Source organism: Polynucleobacter alcilacus, from assembly GCF_018881545.1.
GTDB lineage: Bacteria > Pseudomonadota > Gammaproteobacteria > Burkholderiales > Burkholderiaceae > Polynucleobacter > Polynucleobacter alcilacus.
Genome location: NZ_JACVQD010000001.1, coordinates 1812724 through 1831970, shown reverse-complemented (window position 1 = coordinate 1831970; position 19247 = coordinate 1812724). Strand labels below are relative to the sequence as shown.

The window sequence follows — 19247 nt, the reverse complement described above, 5'->3', positions numbered from 1 at the left end:
CTTCTCGCCATTTATTTCAAGCGATTACCAATGCGCTTAACGATTGTTTCCGTTGGACATAAAATGCCAGATTGGGTTGCTACAGCAACCCAGGATTATGTCAAGCGCATGCCTGCAGACTGCAGTATTGAAATCAAAGAAATCAAACCCGATCTCACTCCAGCCAAAGAAGCCATTAAGATAGCGGCGTCCATTCCTAAGGGGTCAAGTGTGATTGCATTGGATGAACGCGGCAAAGATCAAACTACTCAAAACCTCGCAACGCAACTGGCCTCTTGGCGCCAAGAAGGTGTTGATATTACTTTTTTAATTGGTGGCGCGGATGGCTTAGACCTCAGTCTTAAGGCGAATGCACAAGCCCTATGGCGCTTGTCTAGTCTGACCCTACCCCATGCAATGGCTAGGGTTCTACTGGTCGAACAACTCTATCGGGCCTGGACGATTCTCCAGGGACACCCCTACCATCGTGAGTAATATTGTGAATTCTTTTATTTATCTCGCCTCGCAAAGTCCTCGCCGTCAAGAAATCCTCATGCAAATGGGGGTGTCCTTTGAAATGCTGGCGCCATTACCTGATGAAGATAGTGAAAGTATCGAAATTCCGCTTCCTCAGGAAAAGGCGCGCACTTATGTTGAGCGCGTCACCCTAGCCAAGAGTGCTGCCGCTTTAAAACGTTGGCAACAGGGTCAATTACCATGGGCTCCCATCTTATGCGCAGACACTACCGTCAGCTTACCCAAGCAGATTGATGGTGAAATTTTAGGTAAACCTACCGATGCACTGGATGCTGCTCGAATTTTGACTATGCTGAGCGGCAAAGTCCATGAAGTACTCACTGCAGTTGCTATAACTATTACCCCAACAGAAAAACCACTTTGCCTTCTACAGATTTCAACAGTGCAATTTACTGACTTAAGTCAAGAGCAGATTGACGCCTATATCGCCAGCAGGGAGCCCTTTGGTAAAGCAGGAGCCTATGGCATTCAAGGTCTGGGCGGCGTCTTTATTCCCTCGATTACTGGAAGCTATAGCGGTATCATGGGCTTACCCATTTACGAAACAGCTCAACTTCTTGATCGCGCCCAAGTTACCCGTATATGAATGAAGAAATCCTCATCAATATCACCCCTCAAGAAACTAGGGTTGCCTTAATTCAGCAAGGCGCAGTTCAAGAACTGCAAATTGAGCGCACTCGGCAACGGGGCATCGTAGGCAATATTTATCTAGCCAAAGTCGTGCGTGTTTTACCTGGGATGCAATCTGCCTTTATTGAAATTGGCCTTGAGCGCACTGCCTTTATGCATGTTGCCGACATTGTCCAAAATAATCCTCAAGCTCAAATTGAAAAATTGCTGTTTGAGGGACAAACACTGCTAGTCCAAGTATTAAAAGATCCTCTCGGAACCAAGGGTGCTCGCTTAACAGCTCAACTGAGTATTGCTGGACGTAATTTGGTTTACCTACCTCCAGCAGGCAGCGACGCAGCAACTGAAAAATATATTGGCGTCTCCCAAAGAATTGATCAACCAGAAGAACGTGAAGCTATCAAGGCTCGTCTTGCCAGCCTCATGGCCGTAGATGAAAAAGGCGGAATCATTGTTCGCACTAGCGCCCAGGAAGCAAGCGATACCGAATTGCAACACGATATGCGCTATCTGCGAACTACCTGGGAAAATATCCGTGAAGCTACGAAGCAAAAAGCAGCACCAAGCCTGCTCTATCAAGATCTCAGTCTTGCCGAGCGAGTATTGCGTGATCTTGCTGGTGAAGAAACCACCCAAATACGAGTGGATTCTGCAGAGAATTTTGAAAAACTCAAGGCCTTCACCAATCTGTATATGCCCAATCTCCTCGGCAAACTCACCCTACACCGAGGTGAACGTGCCCTTTTTGACCTATTTGAGGTTGATGCAGAAATTAACAAAGCATTAGGTCGTCGCGTGGACTTAAAGTCGGGTGGTTATCTCATGATTGACCAGACCGAATCCATGACAACGATTGATGTCAATACGGGTAGTTATGTTGGTGCACGTAATTTAGATGACACCGTCTTTAAAACTAATTTAGAAGCAGCTCAAGCGATTGCTCGTCAACTCCGTTTACGGAATCTGGGCGGCATCATCATTATTGACTTCATTGACATGCTTAGTAAGGATCATCAAGAAGCGGTTTTACATGAATTAAAGCGCAACCTGGAACGAGATCACGCCCGTACTTCGTTGAGTGAGTTTTCTGCCTTAGGTTTGATAGAAATGACCCGTAAGCGGACGCGCGAATCCCTAGCCCACATCACTTGCGAACCCTGTGCAACCTGTATGGGTAAAGGCGAGATCAAAACTGCTCAAACCATTTGTTACGAAATCTTGCGTGAAATCGTGCGCGAACATCGTCAATTTAATCCTCGTGAGTTCAGAATCGTGGCAGCGCCAGATGTGATCGATTTATTTCTAGAGGAAGAGAATCAATTCTTAGCCCAGCTGGGGGATTTCATTGGTAAGCCAATTACCCTTCAAGCGGAAGGCAGTTTTCGCCAAGAGCAATACGACATCGTTCTTAGTTAATGAATATATTCCTAGTCGTTTGAGAACTGAATGCGATGTAGATTCGCATAAAGACCGTCTTGCTGAATTAAATCCTCATGAGAGCCATTTTCAACGATCTGGCCATGCTCCAGAACCACAATGCGATCCGCATGTTCAATAGTTGATAGTCGATGTGCAATCACCAAAGTGGTCCTGCCAGCCATCAGCTTGTCTAAAGCATCCTGAACCTGACGCTCTGATTCAGAATCCAAAGCTGAAGTAGCCTCATCCAATATCAGAATTGGGGCATTTTTATAAATTGCCCGCGCGATTGCCAAGCGCTGGCGCTGGCCACCAGATAGGCGATTGCCGTTATCGCCAATCATCGAGTCAATGCCTTCTGGTAACTCCTGAATCAAGGCGCTCAGATTAGCGGCTTCGAGCGCTTCCATCACGCGTCCGCGGTCAATTCCTTCTTGACCTAATGCGCCATAAGCCACGTTCGCTGCTATGGTGTCGTTAAATAGAATGACATCCTGACTTACAAAAGCAATTTGCCTTCTGACATCCGCCAACACGATATCTTCCAGTGGAATGTCGTCTAAGAAAATATGACCGCTAGTCGGTTTATAGAAGCGTGGCAATAAATTGACCAAGCTAGATTTACCACCGCCTGACGGCCCTACAAATGCGACTACCTCGCCAGGACGAATCAGCAGATTAATGCTACTTAATGCATCTTTACGACCTGCCTCTTGCTCGTAAGAGAATCCAACATCCTCAAAATGAATTCCGCCTTTTGCTCTATCTAATGACTTCATGTTGAGCTTACGATCTTCATCTTCCTCAAAAGGTTGATCCATTAAGCCAAAGATCATTTCAGCAGCCGTCAAGCCACGCTGTAGAGGTTGATTAATATCTGCCAAGTGTTTCAAGGGTGAAATTACCAACATCATGGCGGTAACAAAGGCTGCAAACCCGCCGACAGTAGTGCCTTCAGTGGCAGACTGCATCAGAGCAATCACCAATACAACGGACAAGGCCATGGATGCGACGAGCTGAGTGATTGGTTGATTCAAGCCGCCTGCCACAGCGGATTTCAGGGCAAACTGTCTTAAGCGCTCTGCCTTTTCCATAAAGCGGCGAGTCTCATACTGCTCAGCGCCATGTACTTTTACTATTTTGTAACCAGCAGCTGCCTCTTCAACGATATAAGCCAATTCACTAGTTAAATTTTGCTGTTCACGATTGAGTGATCTGAGGCGTCGATTAATCCTACTCATGATGAAGGCAATGACGGGGAAAATCACCAAAACTACTAAGGTGAGTTGCCAATTCAAATAAATGAGGTAACCCATTAAACCAATGACTGTTAATGAATCGCGCACTAGACTGATGAGCATGCCACCCATAATGGAGAGCACATTGTTCACCTCAAACACTACTGCGTTGATCAATTGAGAGGCAGAATTTTTTTGAAAGAAGGTAGTGCTTGCATGGAGCAAAGTTTGAAACATCTGCTCACGTAATTTCAGAAGAACAGAATTAATAACGCGGGTCAACAGATAGTTTGATAAGAACTGGGCCATGCTGCGCACTAAAGCCAAGCCAACCAAGAAAACGGGTATCTGCCAAAGTTTGTTATCTAGTTCGCCAGTAAAGCCTCGATCCAGCAAAGGCTTCATCAGGGCAGGTATTGAGGTCTCAGCTCCAGCGACAAAGGCCATGGCGACCAAAGAGCCAATAATCAAGCCCATATGGGGCTTGAGGTAGGAAATAATGCGATTTAAGGCAGTACGGTCTTGAGCATTCATATAATGAATTATGCCCACCTTATCAGTCATACTCATCACCCGTAATGAAGAGGCCAATTTGGACGATTGTCTAGCCTCCCTAGAGGGTATAGCCCAACAGATTGTGGTGGTGGATACAGCCAGCTCCGACCGCACCCTAGAAATCGCAAAAAACTATGGGGCAACCCTAGCTCAGCCCTCAGATTGGCCTGGTTTTGGCCCCCAAAAGAACCGTGCCTTGGACCTTGCCACGGGTGACTGGGTACTCTCTTTAGATGCTGACGAAAGACTCACGCCTGCCCTCAGATCGGAAATCGCGACAGCGGTAAACCATAGTGCCCACGTGGACTGTTTTGCCATTCCCCGCCTGTCTTGGTATTGCGGCAGATTTATTCGCCATTCTGGTTGGAGTCCGGATTATGTGGATCGGCTCTTTAAGCGGGGAACAGCCCGCTTTTCAGATGACTTAGTCCATGAGCGACTCATTCCCAATGGTCAAGTCGCCAAGCTTAAGAACCCCATGTTGCACTACAGTTTTATGAACTATTCCCAAGTTTTACAAAAACTCGATCGCTACTCCACTGCTTCTGCAGAGCAGGCTTTTGCTAAAGGCAAGACTAGCAATCCCTTGAAAGCAATTCTGCATGGTTTCTGGGCCTTTATTCGCACTTACATTATTCGCGCTGGATTTTTAGACGGCGCGCAAGGTTTTGCTCTAGCAATTTCTAATGGGCAAGGGACCTACTACCGCTACCTCAAGTTATGGCAATTAAATCAGGATGCCAGTAAATGATTTCGATTTTGTTGGCTACTTATAACTGGCCGCAAGCACTCAAGTTGTGCCTAGAATCATTGGCCACACAAACGGATTGTGATTTTGAAATCATCATTGCCGATGATGGCTCTACCGAGAGTACCAAGCAAGTCATTGATCAAATTAAGTCAACTTTCTCAATAGCGGTTACCCATCTTTGGCAGGATGATCATGGTTTTCGTAAAAGCAAAATTCTAAATCAAGCCATTACTGCAGCGCACGGTGACTACTTGGTATTTTTGGACGGTGATTGCATCGTGCAACCCGACTTTATAGCCCGTCATCGCGCATTAGCCCAAAAGGGATATCTAGTTACTGGCAGTCGCGTACTGCTGAATGAAAAGTTCACTCGGCAATTATTAACTTGGCCAACATGGGACTTCGAGCGCTTTTGCTCACATCTCATTAGCGAGCGTCTCAGTGGTGGAATCAATAAATGCCTCCCTTTTAAGATCAAGCTGGGCGATGGATCATGGCGGGCATACAAAAAGTTTGTATGGCGTCGGATTAAAGGCTGCAATATGGCTTGTTGGAAAGCAGATGCAGAAGCCATTAATGGCTTTGATGAGACCCTCACTGGCTGGGGGCATGAGGATGCCGATTTTGTATTCCGCTTACAGCGTCATCACATTACTCGTAAATCGGGATCATGGGCTACTGAAGTACTCCATCTCTTTCACAAAATAAACGATCAAAGTAATGCTGCTGAGAATGCACGTCGTGTGCGTGAAAAGATAATGGCAAAGGCAATGTAAATGAGCGTACCCAATATAGGCTCTTTCTCTAAACTTAAACCCAAAAAAGTGTTATTTATAGCCACTAGGCAAATTGGGGATGTACTGGTTACGACTCCGCTCATCAGCAAAGCAAGAACACTATGGCCCGATGCAGAATTTCATTTTCTAGGCTATCGCGGCAAGCTCGATATGCTACATGGCAATCCGGATATTACAAAAATCATTGAAACCTCTGATCGCCCTGGTTTTGGTGAATACCTTTCCCTCTTTAAGCGTCTATTCCAACGTTATGACTTGGCTATCATCACTCAACCTAGCGATCGCGCTTATATATATGGCTTAGTGGCTGCCTTCAGTCGGGTGGGTGTCTTAGGTGGGCACCCTCAAGGTATGGATGTTAAAGATATATCCAAACGCAGTAAGGCAGAAAAACAAAATACCTGGAAAAAATGGATCTGTATGCATACGGTGGATGTCGATTACTTTAATCAACACGTCATTGCAGAGAAACTCCGCTTACTGGAAGTATTTTTCAGAAATCCCCGTGAAATCTTCGACGGGCCAATCACTGTAACTCCACCCGCTGGTGAACCATTACCCCCGAGCATTGCTAGCGAGATTAAACAAGCTTATGTTGTCGTACATCCTGGTCCGCTGACTGCCTATAAGCGTTGGCCTTTAGGGCATTGGAAAACCCTAATTACTTGGCTCGTAGAACGGGGTTACCAAGTGATCTTAAGTGCCTCACCTGCTAAACAAGATGTCCAACTCAACCATGACATCTTCTCTTTATTGGATGATGAAACCCGTGCTAAGGCAATCAATGCAGCTGGTACGCTCACCATTCCGCAGGCAGGATCTTTGCTAAGGGGCGCCGCTCTCTACATCGGTGTTGATACCTCCATCACCCACTTAGCCGCTGCCTGCAATACTCCTACCATCACCCTATTTGGGGCGACTCCACCAACAAACTTTGGGCCATGGCCTAATGGCTTCAGTGGTGCGCAACCGTATCAACTGCGCGCCCGCACACAGACCGTCGGTAATGTCACTATCCTGCAAGGACCCGGTGAATGCGTTCCTTGCCGCAAAGCAGGCTGCCTGGATCGTGCTGATAGTTATAGTGAGTGCTTAGACTTATTGGAGCCTAATCAAGTCATTACCGCAATTGAGCAAACGCTACAACAATAACTTAGTGGTACTGAACTTGAACCGGGTCTTTTTGCTTTGAGGCCAGCAGTTGGTTCAAGCTGTGCAGACAAGCATCATCCGGATAAATTCTGAGCTCTTCAGGAAACTGCATCAAACATGCTCCACCACTAGTAGTCACAGCAGCTGTCAACATCAATCCCTTCACGCCCTCATTGGATCCTGCCAGAGCAGGAGATGCAGCACCTAATTTAGGATCGCGAACACGATTAGCCATGAGATAAGGCCCAATCTGACTACGCAGCATGTTCAAATCAATTGCAGCATCAATACAAACATGGATATTTCGCGCAAAACGCATCCGTGCGCCAGTAATATCCATCACAGCCTCAGATACCACCCTCATCCCACCAGAGAACTTATCAGGCGTCACATTGACCTTAGCAACTAAGAGCTCATCTTCTTTCAGCCATGAACGATTGGGTTCATACACTTCGCTATACAGAGTTACCTCGATTGCAGCGCTACCATCATCGATAGTAGCAATCATCATACGACCGCGTTGCCCAGTCAGCATACGTGCTGAAGTAATAATGCCAGCGATCAATTGATCCTTGCCTTCAGCAACCTTCGCTAAGGACTGGCGAATAAAATGCGTCGTCTCATCGCGATAGGCATCAAATAGATGGCCTGTTAAGCAAAGACCGAGCGAGGTCTTCTCTTCTTGCAGGCGTTTTTTCTCAGACCAAACCGGTTCACGCACTAACTCCGGTAAATGGCGATTCTCCTCACCAGCAATATCAAATAAACTGACCTGATGAATCGAGGCCTCAGCTTGTTCTGCAGCCTCGATTGCCCTTGCTAAAGACGCAAGTAAAGTAGAGCGAATGTCATACAAGTTACCACCCGGTGCGACTGAGTCACGATACAGACTGTCAAATGCACCGGCACGCATCAAGGCTTCAATCGCACGACGATTTACTTGCCGGCGGTCTACGCGTGCGCAGAAGTCAAACAAGTCCTTAAATGGCCCACCCGTTTCACGGGCTTTGACAATCGCTTCAATCGCTGCCTCACCTGTTCCCCTAACTGCTCCCAATCCATAACGGATGTGACTGATTGGTACATCAGGGGCAGCGTCTGGTGCACGTAGCGGTGTGAACTCATGTACTCCAGTATTGATATCGGGGGAGAAGACCCGTATTTGATTAGCCAAGCAATCGTCATACAAAATCTTCACCTTATCGGTGTCATCCATTGCAAGCGATAAGTTAGCTGCCATAAATTCGGCAGGGTAGTAGGCTTTGAGCCAAGCCGTTTGATAGGCTAAGAGTGCATAGGCAGCAGCATGCGATTTATTAAATCCATATCCAGCAAAACGCTCCATTAAGTCATAGATCTCGTTTGCTTTAGCCTCAGTAATACCGCCCGCTTTTGCACCTTCACTAAAGATCTTGCGATGCTGTGCCATTTCTTCTGGTTTTTTCTTACCCATTGCTCGGCGCAACATATCAGCACCACCTAGAGAGTAGCCACCAATCATCTGGGCCATCTGCATCACCTGCTCCTGGTAAACCATGATGCCGTAGGTCTCACGAAGAACCGGCTCAATTCGCGGATCTGGATATTCTACTTTTTGACGACCATGTTTCCGTTCAATAAAGTCTGGGATCAAATCCATAGGGCCTGGGCGATATAAAGCCACGAGCGCAATGATGTCCTCAAAACGGTCAGGCTTAGCCTCACGCAGCATGCCTTGCATGCCGCGGCTTTCTAGCTGAAACACGGCAACGGTGTTTGCTTTCTTTAAAACGTCAAATGCTTTTTCATCATCGAGCGATATATCGCTGATGCTCCAATCCTTACGCTCAGCATGTAAGGTTTTAATCCAGCGTTCTGCTGCAGCCAAAATGGTAAGTGTGGTCAAACCCAAGAAGTCGAACTTGACTAAGCCGATTGCCTCTACATCATCCTTATCAAATTGACTGATAACAGAGCTGCTATCTTGATCTTTTGATTCTTGGGTGTAGAGTGGACAAAAGTCGGTGAGGCGCCCCGGGGCAATCAAGACACCACCCGCATGCATGCCCACATTACGCGTCATACCCTCTAATTGTTGTGCGAGAGAGAGAAGTTGACGCACCTCATCCTCATTCTTTTCACGCTCGGCTAATTGCTTCTCTTCCTTTTTAGCCATTTCAATAGTCATATATTGACCAGGCTTATTCGGAACTAACTTAGCAATACCGTCGACGAAGTTATAACCCTGCTCTAATACGCGCCCCACATCCCGAATCGCAGCTCTTGCAGCCATCGTGCCAAAGGTAGCGATCTGACTGACGGCATCTTTGCCGTACTTGTCTTTTACGTACTGAATCACCCGGTCGCGGCCGTGCTGACAAAAGTCGATGTCGAAGTCAGGCATGGATACCCGCTCTGGATTTAAAAAGCGCTCAAAGAGCAAGTTGTAGCGCAGCGGATCTAGATCCGTGATTCCTAATGAGTAGGCTACCAAGGAGCCTGCACCCGATCCACGACCTGGGCCTACTGGCACGCCATTATTTTTAGCCCAATTAATAAAGTCTGACACAATCAAGAAGTAGCCAGGGAAACCCATTTGTGAGATCGTCTTCACCTCAAATACTAAGCGCTCGTGATAACGCGGCATTTCTTTGGCACGTTCTTCTGCGTTCGGAAAGTTCCGCTCCATGTGGCGCTCTAAACCAATTTCGGACAGGGCTAAAAGATATTCATCTAAGGTAATACCTGGTGGCGTCGGAAAATCGGGTAAACGTGGCTGACCGAGAACCAAAGATAAGTTACAACGCTTGGCAATCTCCACCGAGTTGGCTAAAGCAGCGGGCAAATCTGTGAAGCGCTGTTCCATTTCTGCTTGGCTTAAGAAGTACTGCTCGTCATTGAATTTCTTTGCGCGACGCGGATTGCCCAGTAGCTCCCCTTCAGCAATACATACTCTGGCCTCATGTGCTATGAAATCACTCTTTTTCATGAACTGTACTGGGTGGGTTGCCACTACCGGCAGATCCAATTCGCTAGCTAAGTGACAAGCCAGTTGGAGTTGCTTCTCATCTTGCGGATTGCCACCCCGTTGCACTTCAATATAAAAGGACTTGGGGAATAACTGCTCATAACGTCTTGCAGCAATCTTGGCTTGATCCTCTTGCCCCGCCAATAAAGCAGTACCAAGCTCACCCATGCGCGCACCTGACAGTGCAATCAAACCATAAGTGAGAGTTCTTTTATCTTTCTTGTCTTCCGCTTTTGCAGCAGGCTCACTAAACCATGTGGAGTCTATCTCGGCACGACCGCGTGTTTGATTATCCAAAGAAGCGCGACTGAGTAACTCGCAAAGATTGAGATAACCAGAATGGTTCTGTACCAGCAGCAATAAGCGATGCGGTTGGTCTGGGTCTAGGGGATTAGTCACCCAAACATCAGCACCAGCAATGGGTTTGATACCACCAGCTCGGGCAGCAGTATAAAAACGCACTAAACCGAATAAGTTGCTTAAATCGGTCAGAGCCAAGGCACCCATATCATCTTTAGCAGCCGCAGCTACCGCATCATCAATGCGAACAACTCCATCCGTAATTGAAAACTCGGAATGAAGGCGAAGATGTATAAAACGGGGTAAAGCCATGAGATGATTTTAGCTGTGTCCCTATCCCAAAACCTTCCTTCCCCAGCCGACGGCTACCGTGGGCGATTTGCCCCTTCGCCTACGGGCCCAATGCATGCGGGATCGCTAGTTGCCGCCCTCGGAAGCTGGTTAGATGCCCGTAAAAATGGGGGTCAATGGCTACTCAGGATGGAGGATTTAGACACCCCCAGATGCATTCCGGGGGCTGACCAACTCATTCAAGCTCAACTGCTTGCCTGCGGCCTTCATTGGGATGGTGAGGTCACCTATCAATCCAAACGCCAAGATCTCTACCAAAGGGCTCTGGAACGCCTAAATACGCTCAAATTAATATATCCCTGCAGTTGCTCCAGGCAGACGATTGCCAATACCCTAGCAAAGCGAGGAATAGAAACCCCCCGCAATCAAGAGATGGTCTATCCAGGGACATGCCTACCAGATCAATTGAGGATGAACCCGCTTGAATTTTCAGAAACACCCAAAACTGCATGGCGCATAGCACTGCCCCCAAATTGCCATATTGGGTATACAGATTTAGCGCTGGGGCAGCAAAGTCAAGACCTCAATACGGAAGTGGGTGACTTTGTATTGCGTAGAAGTGACAGTCTATTTACCTATCAACTCGCAGTGGTTGTAGATGATACCGAACAAAGTATTACTCACATTGTGCGAGGGGAAGATTTACTCAGTAACACTGCACGCCAAATCCATCTACAACAGGTGTTGGGATATTGCACGCCGCACTACCGGCATCTACCACTCGTGCTTGATGAGCATGGAGAAAAACTCAGTAAACAAACGTTGGCAACGCAAATTCATACTCAAGATAAGAAACATGCCCTTACTGAATTACGTAAAGCTGCAAATCATTTGGGATTGAAGGACCTACCGGATAGCGAGAACATCACCATTGCAGAGTGGCTACTATCTGCCACTCGTGCTTGGTAAGCTTTAGTTCTTAAATTCTTAAATTTTTTCGTTCTTTATTTCTTTTTAAAGCCGCCCAGCAAAGCACCAACAGTGGGCTTGGCAGCCACAATGCCGACTTTTTTCTCTTCCGGCTTTGCGGTGTCTGCGGATGATAGAGCTGTAGCACTAGGTTCATAGGGCTTATAGAAAAAGGGATTAGCCATTTTTGCTGGCGCATTACTCTGTGTACTACTGCTAGATGACGATCTGCTGGATGAAGAACTGCTTGAAGGTGCTCTACTTTGCGAAGGAACTCCTTCAGGCAAAGGCAGAACATCTAATTTGCGCTTCATGAGTCTTTCGATATCGTCGAGTAAGCGCTTTTCACTTGCATCCACTAAAGCAATCGCATCACCTGTGCTACCAGCGCGACCCGTACGGCCGATTCGGTGAATAAAGTCTTCCGCACTATAAGGCAACTCGTGGTTGATAACGCAGGGCATGTCTGGAATATCTAAACCACGCGCTGCGACATCGGTTGCCACCAAAGCTTCAATTGCACCGGATTTAAATGCATCTAAAGTTAAGGTCCGCTCGCCTTGGCTCTTATCTCCATGAATCGCGCCCGCCTTAATACCATCCCGCTCAAGGGCACGAGATAACCTGGCACAGCCCAAACGGCTATTGGTAAAGATAATGCATTGGCGCGATAAACCCTGACGGGTACGCTCTTCTAACACTTTGACAATGGCACGCTGCTTATCAGCAGAGGACACCATATGCACTACCTGCTTAACAGTATCTGCTGCGGCGTTTTGACGTGCCACCTCAACCGTCACGGGTGTGCGCAAATAACTTTGCGCCAGTTTCTTAATCTCTGGAGAGAAGGTTGCAGAGAACAATAAGGTTTGTCTTTGTGAGGGTATTAAATTGATGATGCGCTGCAGGTCTGGCAAGAAACCCATGTCAAGCATGCGATCTGCTTCATCTAGAACCAGAATTTCTACTTGAGATAAATTGGCCACTTTGGAACCAATGTGATCTAACAGGCGCCCTGGAGTAGCTATCAAAATCTCCACGCCGTTGCGCAAAGTGGCAACTTGCTCTTTCATATCTACGCCACCATACACAACCGCAGCGCGTAAATCAGTATGTTTCGAATAGTTCGCCGCATTTTCAGAAACTTGTACCGCCAACTCTCGAGTAGGCGTGAGGACCAAGGCCCGAATGGGGTGGCGCGCAGGTGAAGCACTATTGCTTGCATGACGCAAAATCTGTTGAATGATAGGCAATACAAATGCTGCAGTCTTACCGGTGCCAGTCTGTGCGGCGCCCATGAGATCTCTGCCGGCTAATACATGCGGAATAGCTTGCGCTTGAATCGGCGTAGGGATGGTATAGCCCTGCTCGGATACCGCCTTCTGAATCTTCGGATCTAAACCAAAATCAGCAAAAGTGATCGTTGCCGGGGAAGTAGCGCTAGTAACATTTGGAGCACTAGGAGTATTAGGGGCGACTGTGTTGTCAGCCCCTGTAGTAGAAATTATTTCAGTATCAGTATTAGTCAAGGTAACTTACAGAATGGCTTTGATGCCGGCCTTCGCAGTTTCAGCATCCTCCGCCGATTTAACGCCGGAAACGCCGACTGCGCCGATGGTAAGTCCATTTACCACGATATTGACGCCACCTTCTAACATGCCCGAAACATGCGGGGCAGATAAGAAAGCATGGCGACCGTCATTAATAATTTCTTCGTAAATACGTGTTTCGCGCATACCCATTGCAGCCGTACGTGCCTTCTCTTCTGCAATATAGGCCGATAAGGGCGCACAACCATCACGACGAATTAAACCCAACAAATGACCGCCGTCATCACATACAGCAATGGTCACTGCGAAATTATTTTCAGTAGCATGCTTGTTGGCTGCATCCAAAATCTTTTGAACATCAACCTGAGTTAAATACGGTTTAGTAGCGAACATGTTTTTTCTTTCCGTTTCGAATGGGGTGTATCTAGTTAATGCAATTCTATAAGTACCTGAATTATAAGGGGTGTAGCCTGGATAACCCTAGGGATCCCTACTCCACCCCACCCTGAATGCCGTTTTCTGATTACTTCAAGAACTCTTGGGCTGCAACAACACCGCTTTCTTTGGGTTTGTAGCCCATTGCTCCCAGACTCATTTCAGTCCCACTGAGCGCTGCCATCAAGCTCAACTCATTGCATTCACCCAAATGGCCGATACGGAAGATCTTACCTTTGAGCTTACCAAGTCCAGTTCCCAGTGAGAGGTTGAACTTCTGTAAAGCATGTTTGCGCAAGACATCCGCATCCATTCCATCTGGAACTACTGCAGCAGTTAAGACTGGAGAATACGCAGTGGCATCTTGGCACTGATTCTCAAGACCCCAGGCTGTTACTGCGCGACGACACGCTTCCGCCAAACGTTGGTGACGAGCAAAAATCGTATCCAATCCTTCAGCCATCATCATGTCTATTGCTTCGTGCAAACCATACATTAAATTGGTACTGGGTGTAGTTGGCCAGTAACCCGTTTTATTCGCTTCCAGAATTTCATCCCAAGCTAAATACGCTTTAGGAATCTTGCTGTGCTTGCTAGCTTCAATTGCTTTTGGTGAGAGTGCATTAAAGCCAATCCCCGGTGGCAACATCAAGCCTTTTTGCGATCCTGAAACCGTGACATCAACACCCCACTCATCATGGCGATAGTCTGCTGAACCCAAGCCAGACACACTGTCCACCAAAAGTAGCGCTGGATGCTTTGCTGCATCCATTGCCTTACGAACGGCAGCGATATCAGAGGTCATACCAGTCGAGGTTTCGTTATGCACTACGCACACTGCTTTAATTTCGTGTTGGGTATCCTTACGCAAGCGCTCTTCAATGACTGAAGCGTCAACACCCCAACGCCAAGTATCTTTACCAGCCTTACCAATCACCTCAGCCTGTAAACCAATTTTGTCTGCAAGCGCCCACCATAAGTTCGCAAATTGACCAGTCTCGTAAAAAAGCACTTTGTCACCAGGATTGAGCACGTTGACTAAGGCGCCTTCCCATGAACCCGTGCCCGAGGCGGAATAAATGATGACCGGATGCTTGGTCTTAAAAATCTTTTGAATGCCATCTAAGACCTTCAAGCCAAACTCACCAAACTCAGGACCACGGTGGTCAATAGTTTGATAACTAATAGCACGCAAAATGCGAGAAGGAACCGGACTTGGGCCGGGAATATGTAAGAAATGGCGTCCAGATAGGTGGTTATCAAGTTTTAGCATCTGTAGTCTCACTGGTTTTAGGTTGGATAATCCCCTTAGTGTATGACAATTTTTGGCAATTATCTGTTTTGCATACAAATTATTTTTTATAAGTATCAAAATATAGGCTTTATTTAGTTATTAAAGGCTATATTTATGCTTTATGATTGCTTATTGACATTTTTGTATACAAATTTAGAGACAAAGGGGTTGCAGCATGACGGTAATTGAACAGCCCAATTCACAAAATTTGCATGAAGCTATTTTCCAAAAGCTCAGACTGCTTTTGGTGGAAGGGAAGATTGCACCCGGAAGCAAGCTGAATGAACGCGAGCTTGCAGAAAGCCTCCATGTTTCTCGTACCCCAATTCGGGAGGCGATACGTCGACTAGCTGCAGATGGCTTGGTTGAATTAATTACGAACCGTGGTGCGATTGCAGTTCAACTCAGTCCGGAGGATGTCATTCATACATTTGATGTCATTGCCGATCTGGAAGGATTCTCAGGGGAATTGGCAGCAAACAATATTAGTGATACTGCCCTCTCTGAATTAGAGGCCCTGCAGTACGAAATGATGGCGTCTTATGCGCGTCGGGATTTATCCAGCTATTACAAACTTAATCTACGCATTCATCATCTGATTAATCAAGCAGCAAATAATCCTGTACTAACCCAACTCTTTTCCCAAGTGAATGCCCGCATTGAAGCTTTACGCTTCAGATCGAATCAAGATGGCGTGAAATGGGAAAAAGCTGTTGAAGAACATCAAGAGATGCTTGATGCTCTGAGAGCACGAGATAGCATACGCATGCGCAAGATCATGATTCAGCATGTCAGAAATAAACGTGATGTGGTGGTGCAACTACTCAAAGCTGAGAACGCAGCCACAAAAGCGGAGACAGTCAAATGAATAAACCCCTTGATCTCAAAGAACTGATGATTGATCAGGCGGAATTAGCCAAACGCCTGCGTCAAGAAACCTCTGGCAAAGTGATGACTGACAGCGCTAGTCGTGGGCGTTACGCGACGGATGCCTCTATCTATCAAGCTATGCCAGTCGCCGTCTTTGTACCTAAGACGGCACAAGATATTGCTAGCGCCCTACAAATTGCAGCAGAACTCGGGGTGCCCGTATTACCTCGTGGTGGTGGTACCAGTCAGTGCGGTCAAACCACTGGCGCAGCATTAGTGATCGATAACACTAAATACTTTCGTAATATCCTTGATCTCAACTTAGATCAAGGCACTGTAGAAGTAGAGCCGGGTATGGTGCTAGATCACCTCAATGGCTTACTCAAACAACATGGTCTTTGGTTCCCAGTAGATGTTTCTACCGCAGGACAAGCAACAATTGGTGGCATGGCCGGCAATAACTCTTGCGGTAGCCGTTCGATTGCTTACGGCAATATGGTGCATAACGTCTTGAGAATGGATGCTTGGCTTGCTGATGGCAGAGTTGCCCAATTTGGTAACTACGCAAATAGCTCTGGAGTTGCTAAGGAGCTTGGTGATTTTGTTAAAGACTTGGCCACTACTCTTCAACCAGAGATTGAGGCGCATTTTCCGAAAGTATTGAGAAGAGTTGCGGGTTACAACCTCGATATCTTCCACCCCCAAAGCGAATTGCCTTACACGCAAGATGGTGGCGTCAATCTAGCGCATCTCCTCGTAGGGAGCGAAGGCACCCTCGCCTACTTTAAATCCCTCACACTCAAATTAGCGCCCTTGCCTCAACACAAAGTACTTGGCGTCGTGAACTTTGCTAGTTTTTATAAAGCCATGGATAGCGCCCAACATATTGTGAAGCTAGGTCCTACTGCAGTTGAGTTAGTTGATCGCACCATGATTGATTTGGCACGCAGTAATCCAAGCTTTAAGAAAACTATTGAAACAGCCTTAATCGATCACACTGCATCAACTCCAGAAGCGATTCTCTTAGTTGAGTTTTCTGGTGAGGTGCATGCGCCACTACTCGATAAACTCAAGGCGCTTCAAGAACTCATGAGTGACTTGGGTTTACCTGACTCAGTCGTACTGATGTCTGACGCTTCCCCACAAAAGAATTTGTGGGAAGTGCGTAAGGCAGGCTTGAACATCATGATGAGCCTTAAGGGTGATGGTAAACCAGTGAGTTTTATTGAAGACTGCGCGGTTCCCTTGGAGAGTTTGGCTGACTACACCCAAGCATTAACGGAGGTATTTTCTAAGTATGGTTCACGCGGAACTTGGTATGCCCATGCCTCCGTAGGTACATTACATGTCCGCCCTATTCTGGATATGCGAAGAGATGGGGCACAGAAGATGCGTGCCGTGGCAGAAGAAGCTTCTGCATTGGTACGTAAGTATAAAGGGGCTTATAGCGGCGAACATGGCGATGGCCTTTGTCGTGGCGAGTGGATCTCTTGGCAATTTGGACCCAAGATCACTGAAGCCCTCGCAGAAATCAAATACGCTTTTGATCCGCAGGGGCTGTTTAATCCGGGCAAGATTGTCAACCCTCCCAAGATGGATGACTCCAGCAACTTTCGGTTTCCACCAAATTACAAAGTCATTCCATTGCAGCCAGCCTTAGATTGGTCGGCCTGGAATGTCCAGAATAACCCTGTTACCGAAGAAACCACTACTCCAGGTACTGGTGGTGACCCAGCAATGGGCTTAGCAAAAGCCGTAGACATGTGTAATAACAATGGCCACTGCCGCAAGTTTGATGCTGAAGTCATGTGCCCAAGCTACCGCGTCACTCGGGATGAGAAACACCTCACGAGAGGTCGAGCCAATACCTTGCGCTTGGCGCTTTCGAACCAACTAAATCTCAAGAGTGATTCAACAGCAAACTCTTCACCACTAGCTAGCGATGCGATTAAAGAAGTGATGGAGCTTTGCGTCAGCTGTAAAGCCTGCCGTCGTGAGTGCCCTACCGGCGTAGACATGGCTAAGATGAAGATTGAGTTCTTGTCAGCATACAAAAAGCGGGTTGGGCACTCCTTAAGAGATCTGGCAGTAGCCTACTTACCAAAATATGCTGCCATCATTAGTAATGCTCCCTTCTTGCCAGCCTTACTCAATTTGCGTAATCACATTACACCCATTGCCAAGTTACAAGAATGGCTCATGGGCATCTCTGCACAGAGAAGTTTACCAATCTGGAGAAGTAACACTTTCTGGAATCAGAAAGTAGCGCAAAGCCATCAGTTCACACCAGAGCAGTTAGCACAGGATACTGATGGTAAGGGAGTTGTTTTGTTGGCCGATACCTTTAATGCTTATTTTGAAGATGAAAATCTGATTGCCGCCCTGAAAGTTCTCAAAGCTGCGGGCTATCGCGTCCATATTCCGCAGAAGAGTGGAAGCAAAGTTGGAAAGTCTGTAGAAAAAGCAGCGACCACCTGCTCAAAAGAGTTTTGCTGTGGCAGAACCTATCTTGCTGCTGGCATGGTGGATAAGGCTAAAGAAACTCTTGGTGAATTAGTCGATCACCTCGCACCCTATGCACAACAGAATATTCCCATCATTGGTTTAGAGCCTTCATGTCTCTTTACTTTGAAGGATGAAGCTTTAGTGATGGGCTTTGATGAGCGCGCAATCACGGTTTCTCTGCAAGCACAACTATTGGAAGAGTTTTTAGCGAGTGAAGTCAAGGCTGGAACACTCACACTCAAGCTCAAAGATGCGAGCAAGCCAGTACTCTTTCATGGGCACTGCCATCAAAAGTCTTTTGCTGCGGTTACTCCTGCAATGGAATTACTCAAACTCATTCCCAAAGCAGAACCAAAGTTAATTGAATCTTCTTGCTGCGGTATGGCCGGTAGTTTTGGGTATGAAGCGGAACATATTGAAGTCTCCATGCAAATGGCTGAACTGAGTCTTTTACCCAGTATTCGTAAATCACCCAATAGTTGGGTAGTGGCTGATGGAACGAGTTGTCGCCATCAGATTGCTGATGGCACCCAAAGAGAGGCGGTACATATCGCCAGAATTCTGGCGGCGCATCTTTAGAGGCGGAAGACTAGAATATTTTTATGTAATACCTTAACGTATTACGCCGTAGCCTACTATCAACAAAGTCCCAGTCAACAAAGCGGGAACTAGGCGTTTGGTGGGTTTGGATACCATCACGCCAATAGCTAAGGCGCAAACCAGAATGCGTATCCATAAAGGTACTGTTGACATTAAGCCTAGTGGCATGACGATCAGTCGCACTGTTAAGGCCGCAACCATTGCATAGGTCACTGCTGCTAACCAACGAAAGATTTCGCTATCTTGGTTAATGCTCTTCGATAGAAAGACACCAATAGCGCGGCAAAAGTAGGTGCCTAGGCAAGCGCCAACCAAGGCAATCCATAAACCCAAGCCCGAGAGTGCATTGGTCATAGTATCCATTGCAT

At 47.0% G+C, this 19247-nt stretch carries 15 protein-coding genes; 9 read left to right on the top strand and 6 right to left on the bottom strand.

From position 1 onward, the window contains the following. Positions 1-30: 30 nt before the first annotated feature. Genes rlmH through rng form a run of 3 tightly spaced genes read left to right on the top strand, consistent with a single transcriptional unit; the run spans position 31 to position 2562 of the window. Complete coding sequence (gene rlmH, locus ICN45_RS09430; RefSeq protein ID WP_216175404.1) at positions 31-474, top strand: 23S rRNA (pseudouridine(1915)-N(3))-methyltransferase RlmH; 444 nt, start codon at positions 31-33, stop codon at positions 472-474. Positions 475-478: 4 nt separating this feature from the next. Then, entirely contained in the window at positions 479-1102 is a 624-nt protein-coding gene (locus ICN45_RS09425) for a Maf family protein (protein ID WP_369411472.1), read from the top strand. Continuing rightward, positions 1099-2562, top strand: a complete 1464-nt coding sequence (rng, locus tag ICN45_RS09420; protein ID WP_216175402.1) for a ribonuclease G — start codon at positions 1099-1101, stop codon at positions 2560-2562. The genes ICN45_RS09425 and rng overlap by 4 nt, the downstream gene beginning before the upstream one ends. 11 nt (positions 2563-2573) lie before the next feature. On the opposite strand, the gene msbA is transcribed toward rng, so the two are convergent. Further along, entirely contained in the window at positions 2574-4337 is a 1764-nt protein-coding gene (gene msbA / locus ICN45_RS09415; RefSeq protein ID WP_216175401.1) for a lipid A export permease/ATP-binding protein MsbA, read from the bottom strand. A gap of 10 nt (positions 4338-4347) precedes the next feature. Between msbA and ICN45_RS09410 the strand changes: the two genes are divergently transcribed. The 3 genes from ICN45_RS09410 to ICN45_RS09400 are packed head-to-tail and all read left to right on the top strand — an operon-like array spanning position 4348 to position 7058. After that, positions 4348-5109 carry a glycosyltransferase family 2 protein gene (locus tag ICN45_RS09410; protein WP_216175400.1) on the top strand — a complete coding sequence of 254 codons (762 nt, stop codon included), beginning with the start codon at positions 4348-4350 and terminating at the stop codon, positions 5107-5109. Then, complete coding sequence (locus ICN45_RS09405) at positions 5106-5885, top strand: glycosyltransferase family 2 protein (protein ID WP_216175399.1); 780 nt, start codon at positions 5106-5108, stop codon at positions 5883-5885. Before ICN45_RS09410 ends, ICN45_RS09405 begins: the two co-directional genes overlap by 4 nt. After that, positions 5886-7058, top strand: coding sequence for a glycosyltransferase family 9 protein (locus ICN45_RS09400; protein WP_216861725.1), 1173 nt, complete (start codon positions 5886-5888; stop codon positions 7056-7058). A 1-nt stretch (position 7059) separates the two neighbouring features. Here the strand turns inward: ICN45_RS09400 and dnaE are convergent, their stop codons facing one another. Beyond that, entirely contained in the window at positions 7060-10677 is a 3618-nt protein-coding gene (dnaE, locus tag ICN45_RS09395; RefSeq protein ID WP_216175398.1) for a DNA polymerase III subunit alpha, read from the bottom strand. A gap of 3 nt (positions 10678-10680) precedes the next feature. Between dnaE and gluQRS the strand changes: the two genes are divergently transcribed. Further along, the gene (gene gluQRS, locus ICN45_RS09390; RefSeq protein WP_216175397.1) at positions 10681-11625 is read left to right on the top strand and encodes a tRNA glutamyl-Q(34) synthetase GluQRS; all 945 of its coding nucleotides are present in this window, start codon (positions 10681-10683) and stop codon (positions 11623-11625) included. Between the two features lie 35 nt (positions 11626-11660). On the opposite strand, the gene ICN45_RS09385 is transcribed toward gluQRS, so the two are convergent. The 3 genes from ICN45_RS09385 to ICN45_RS09375 form a co-directional block, all read right to left on the bottom strand. After that, positions 11661-13154, bottom strand: coding sequence for a DEAD/DEAH box helicase (locus ICN45_RS09385; RefSeq protein ID WP_216175396.1), 1494 nt, complete (start codon positions 13152-13154; stop codon positions 11661-11663). Positions 13155-13160: 6 nt separating this feature from the next. Then, complete coding sequence (locus ICN45_RS09380) at positions 13161-13568, bottom strand: GlcG/HbpS family heme-binding protein (protein ID WP_216175395.1); 408 nt, start codon at positions 13566-13568, stop codon at positions 13161-13163. 130 nt (positions 13569-13698) lie between these two features. Further along, a complete protein-coding gene (locus ICN45_RS09375) occupies positions 13699-14883 on the bottom strand; it encodes a pyridoxal-phosphate-dependent aminotransferase family protein (RefSeq protein ID WP_216175394.1) in 1185 nt (394 codons plus the stop codon). 196 nt (positions 14884-15079) lie between these two features. On the opposite strand from ICN45_RS09375, the gene ICN45_RS09370 reads away from it, so the two are divergent. Beyond that, positions 15080-15772 (top strand): GntR family transcriptional regulator, encoded by a 693-nt coding sequence (locus tag ICN45_RS09370; protein ID WP_216175393.1) that lies wholly within the window; start codon positions 15080-15082, stop codon positions 15770-15772. After that, positions 15769-18858 (top strand): FAD-binding and (Fe-S)-binding domain-containing protein, encoded by a 3090-nt coding sequence (locus ICN45_RS09365; protein WP_216175392.1) that lies wholly within the window; start codon positions 15769-15771, stop codon positions 18856-18858. Before ICN45_RS09370 ends, ICN45_RS09365 begins: the two co-directional genes overlap by 4 nt. A 33-nt stretch (positions 18859-18891) precedes the next feature. Here the strand turns inward: ICN45_RS09365 and ICN45_RS09360 are convergent, their stop codons facing one another. Then, the gene (locus ICN45_RS09360; RefSeq protein WP_255531134.1) at positions 18892-19242 is read right to left on the bottom strand and encodes an AzlD domain-containing protein; all 351 of its coding nucleotides are present in this window, start codon (positions 19240-19242) and stop codon (positions 18892-18894) included. Positions 19243-19247: the final 5 nt, after the last annotated feature.

Bases quoted from the DNA above. Each gene is read 5' to 3' on its own strand.
- ICN45_RS09380 (WP_216175395.1), bottom strand. From the start codon at position 13,568: ATGTTCGCTACTAAACCGTATTTAACTCAGGTTGATGTTCAAAAGATT.
- rng (WP_216175402.1), top strand. From the start codon at position 1,099: ATGAATGAAGAAATCCTCATCAATATCACCCCTCAAGAAACTAGGGTT.
- ICN45_RS09410 (WP_216175400.1), top strand. From the start codon at position 4,348: ATGCCCACCTTATCAGTCATACTCATCACCCGTAATGAAGAGGCCAAT.
- ICN45_RS09405 (WP_216175399.1), top strand. From the start codon at position 5,106: ATGATTTCGATTTTGTTGGCTACTTATAACTGGCCGCAAGCACTCAAG.
- msbA (WP_216175401.1), bottom strand. From the start codon at position 4,337: ATGAATGCTCAAGACCGTACTGCCTTAAATCGCATTATTTCCTACCTC.
- ICN45_RS09360 (WP_255531134.1), bottom strand. From the start codon at position 19,242: ATGGATACTATGACCAATGCACTCTCGGGCTTGGGTTTATGGATTGCC.
- dnaE (WP_216175398.1), bottom strand. From the start codon at position 10,677: ATGGCTTTACCCCGTTTTATACATCTTCGCCTTCATTCCGAGTTTTCA.
- ICN45_RS09370 (WP_216175393.1), top strand. From the start codon at position 15,080: ATGACGGTAATTGAACAGCCCAATTCACAAAATTTGCATGAAGCTATT.
- rlmH (WP_216175404.1), top strand. From the start codon at position 31: ATGCGCTTAACGATTGTTTCCGTTGGACATAAAATGCCAGATTGGGTT.
- ICN45_RS09365 (WP_216175392.1), top strand. From the start codon at position 15,769: ATGAATAAACCCCTTGATCTCAAAGAACTGATGATTGATCAGGCGGAA.
- gluQRS (WP_216175397.1), top strand. From the start codon at position 10,681: ATGATTTTAGCTGTGTCCCTATCCCAAAACCTTCCTTCCCCAGCCGAC.
- ICN45_RS09375 (WP_216175394.1), bottom strand. From the start codon at position 14,883: ATGCTAAAACTTGATAACCACCTATCTGGACGCCATTTCTTACATATT.
- ICN45_RS09400 (WP_216861725.1), top strand. From the start codon at position 5,886: ATGAGCGTACCCAATATAGGCTCTTTCTCTAAACTTAAACCCAAAAAA.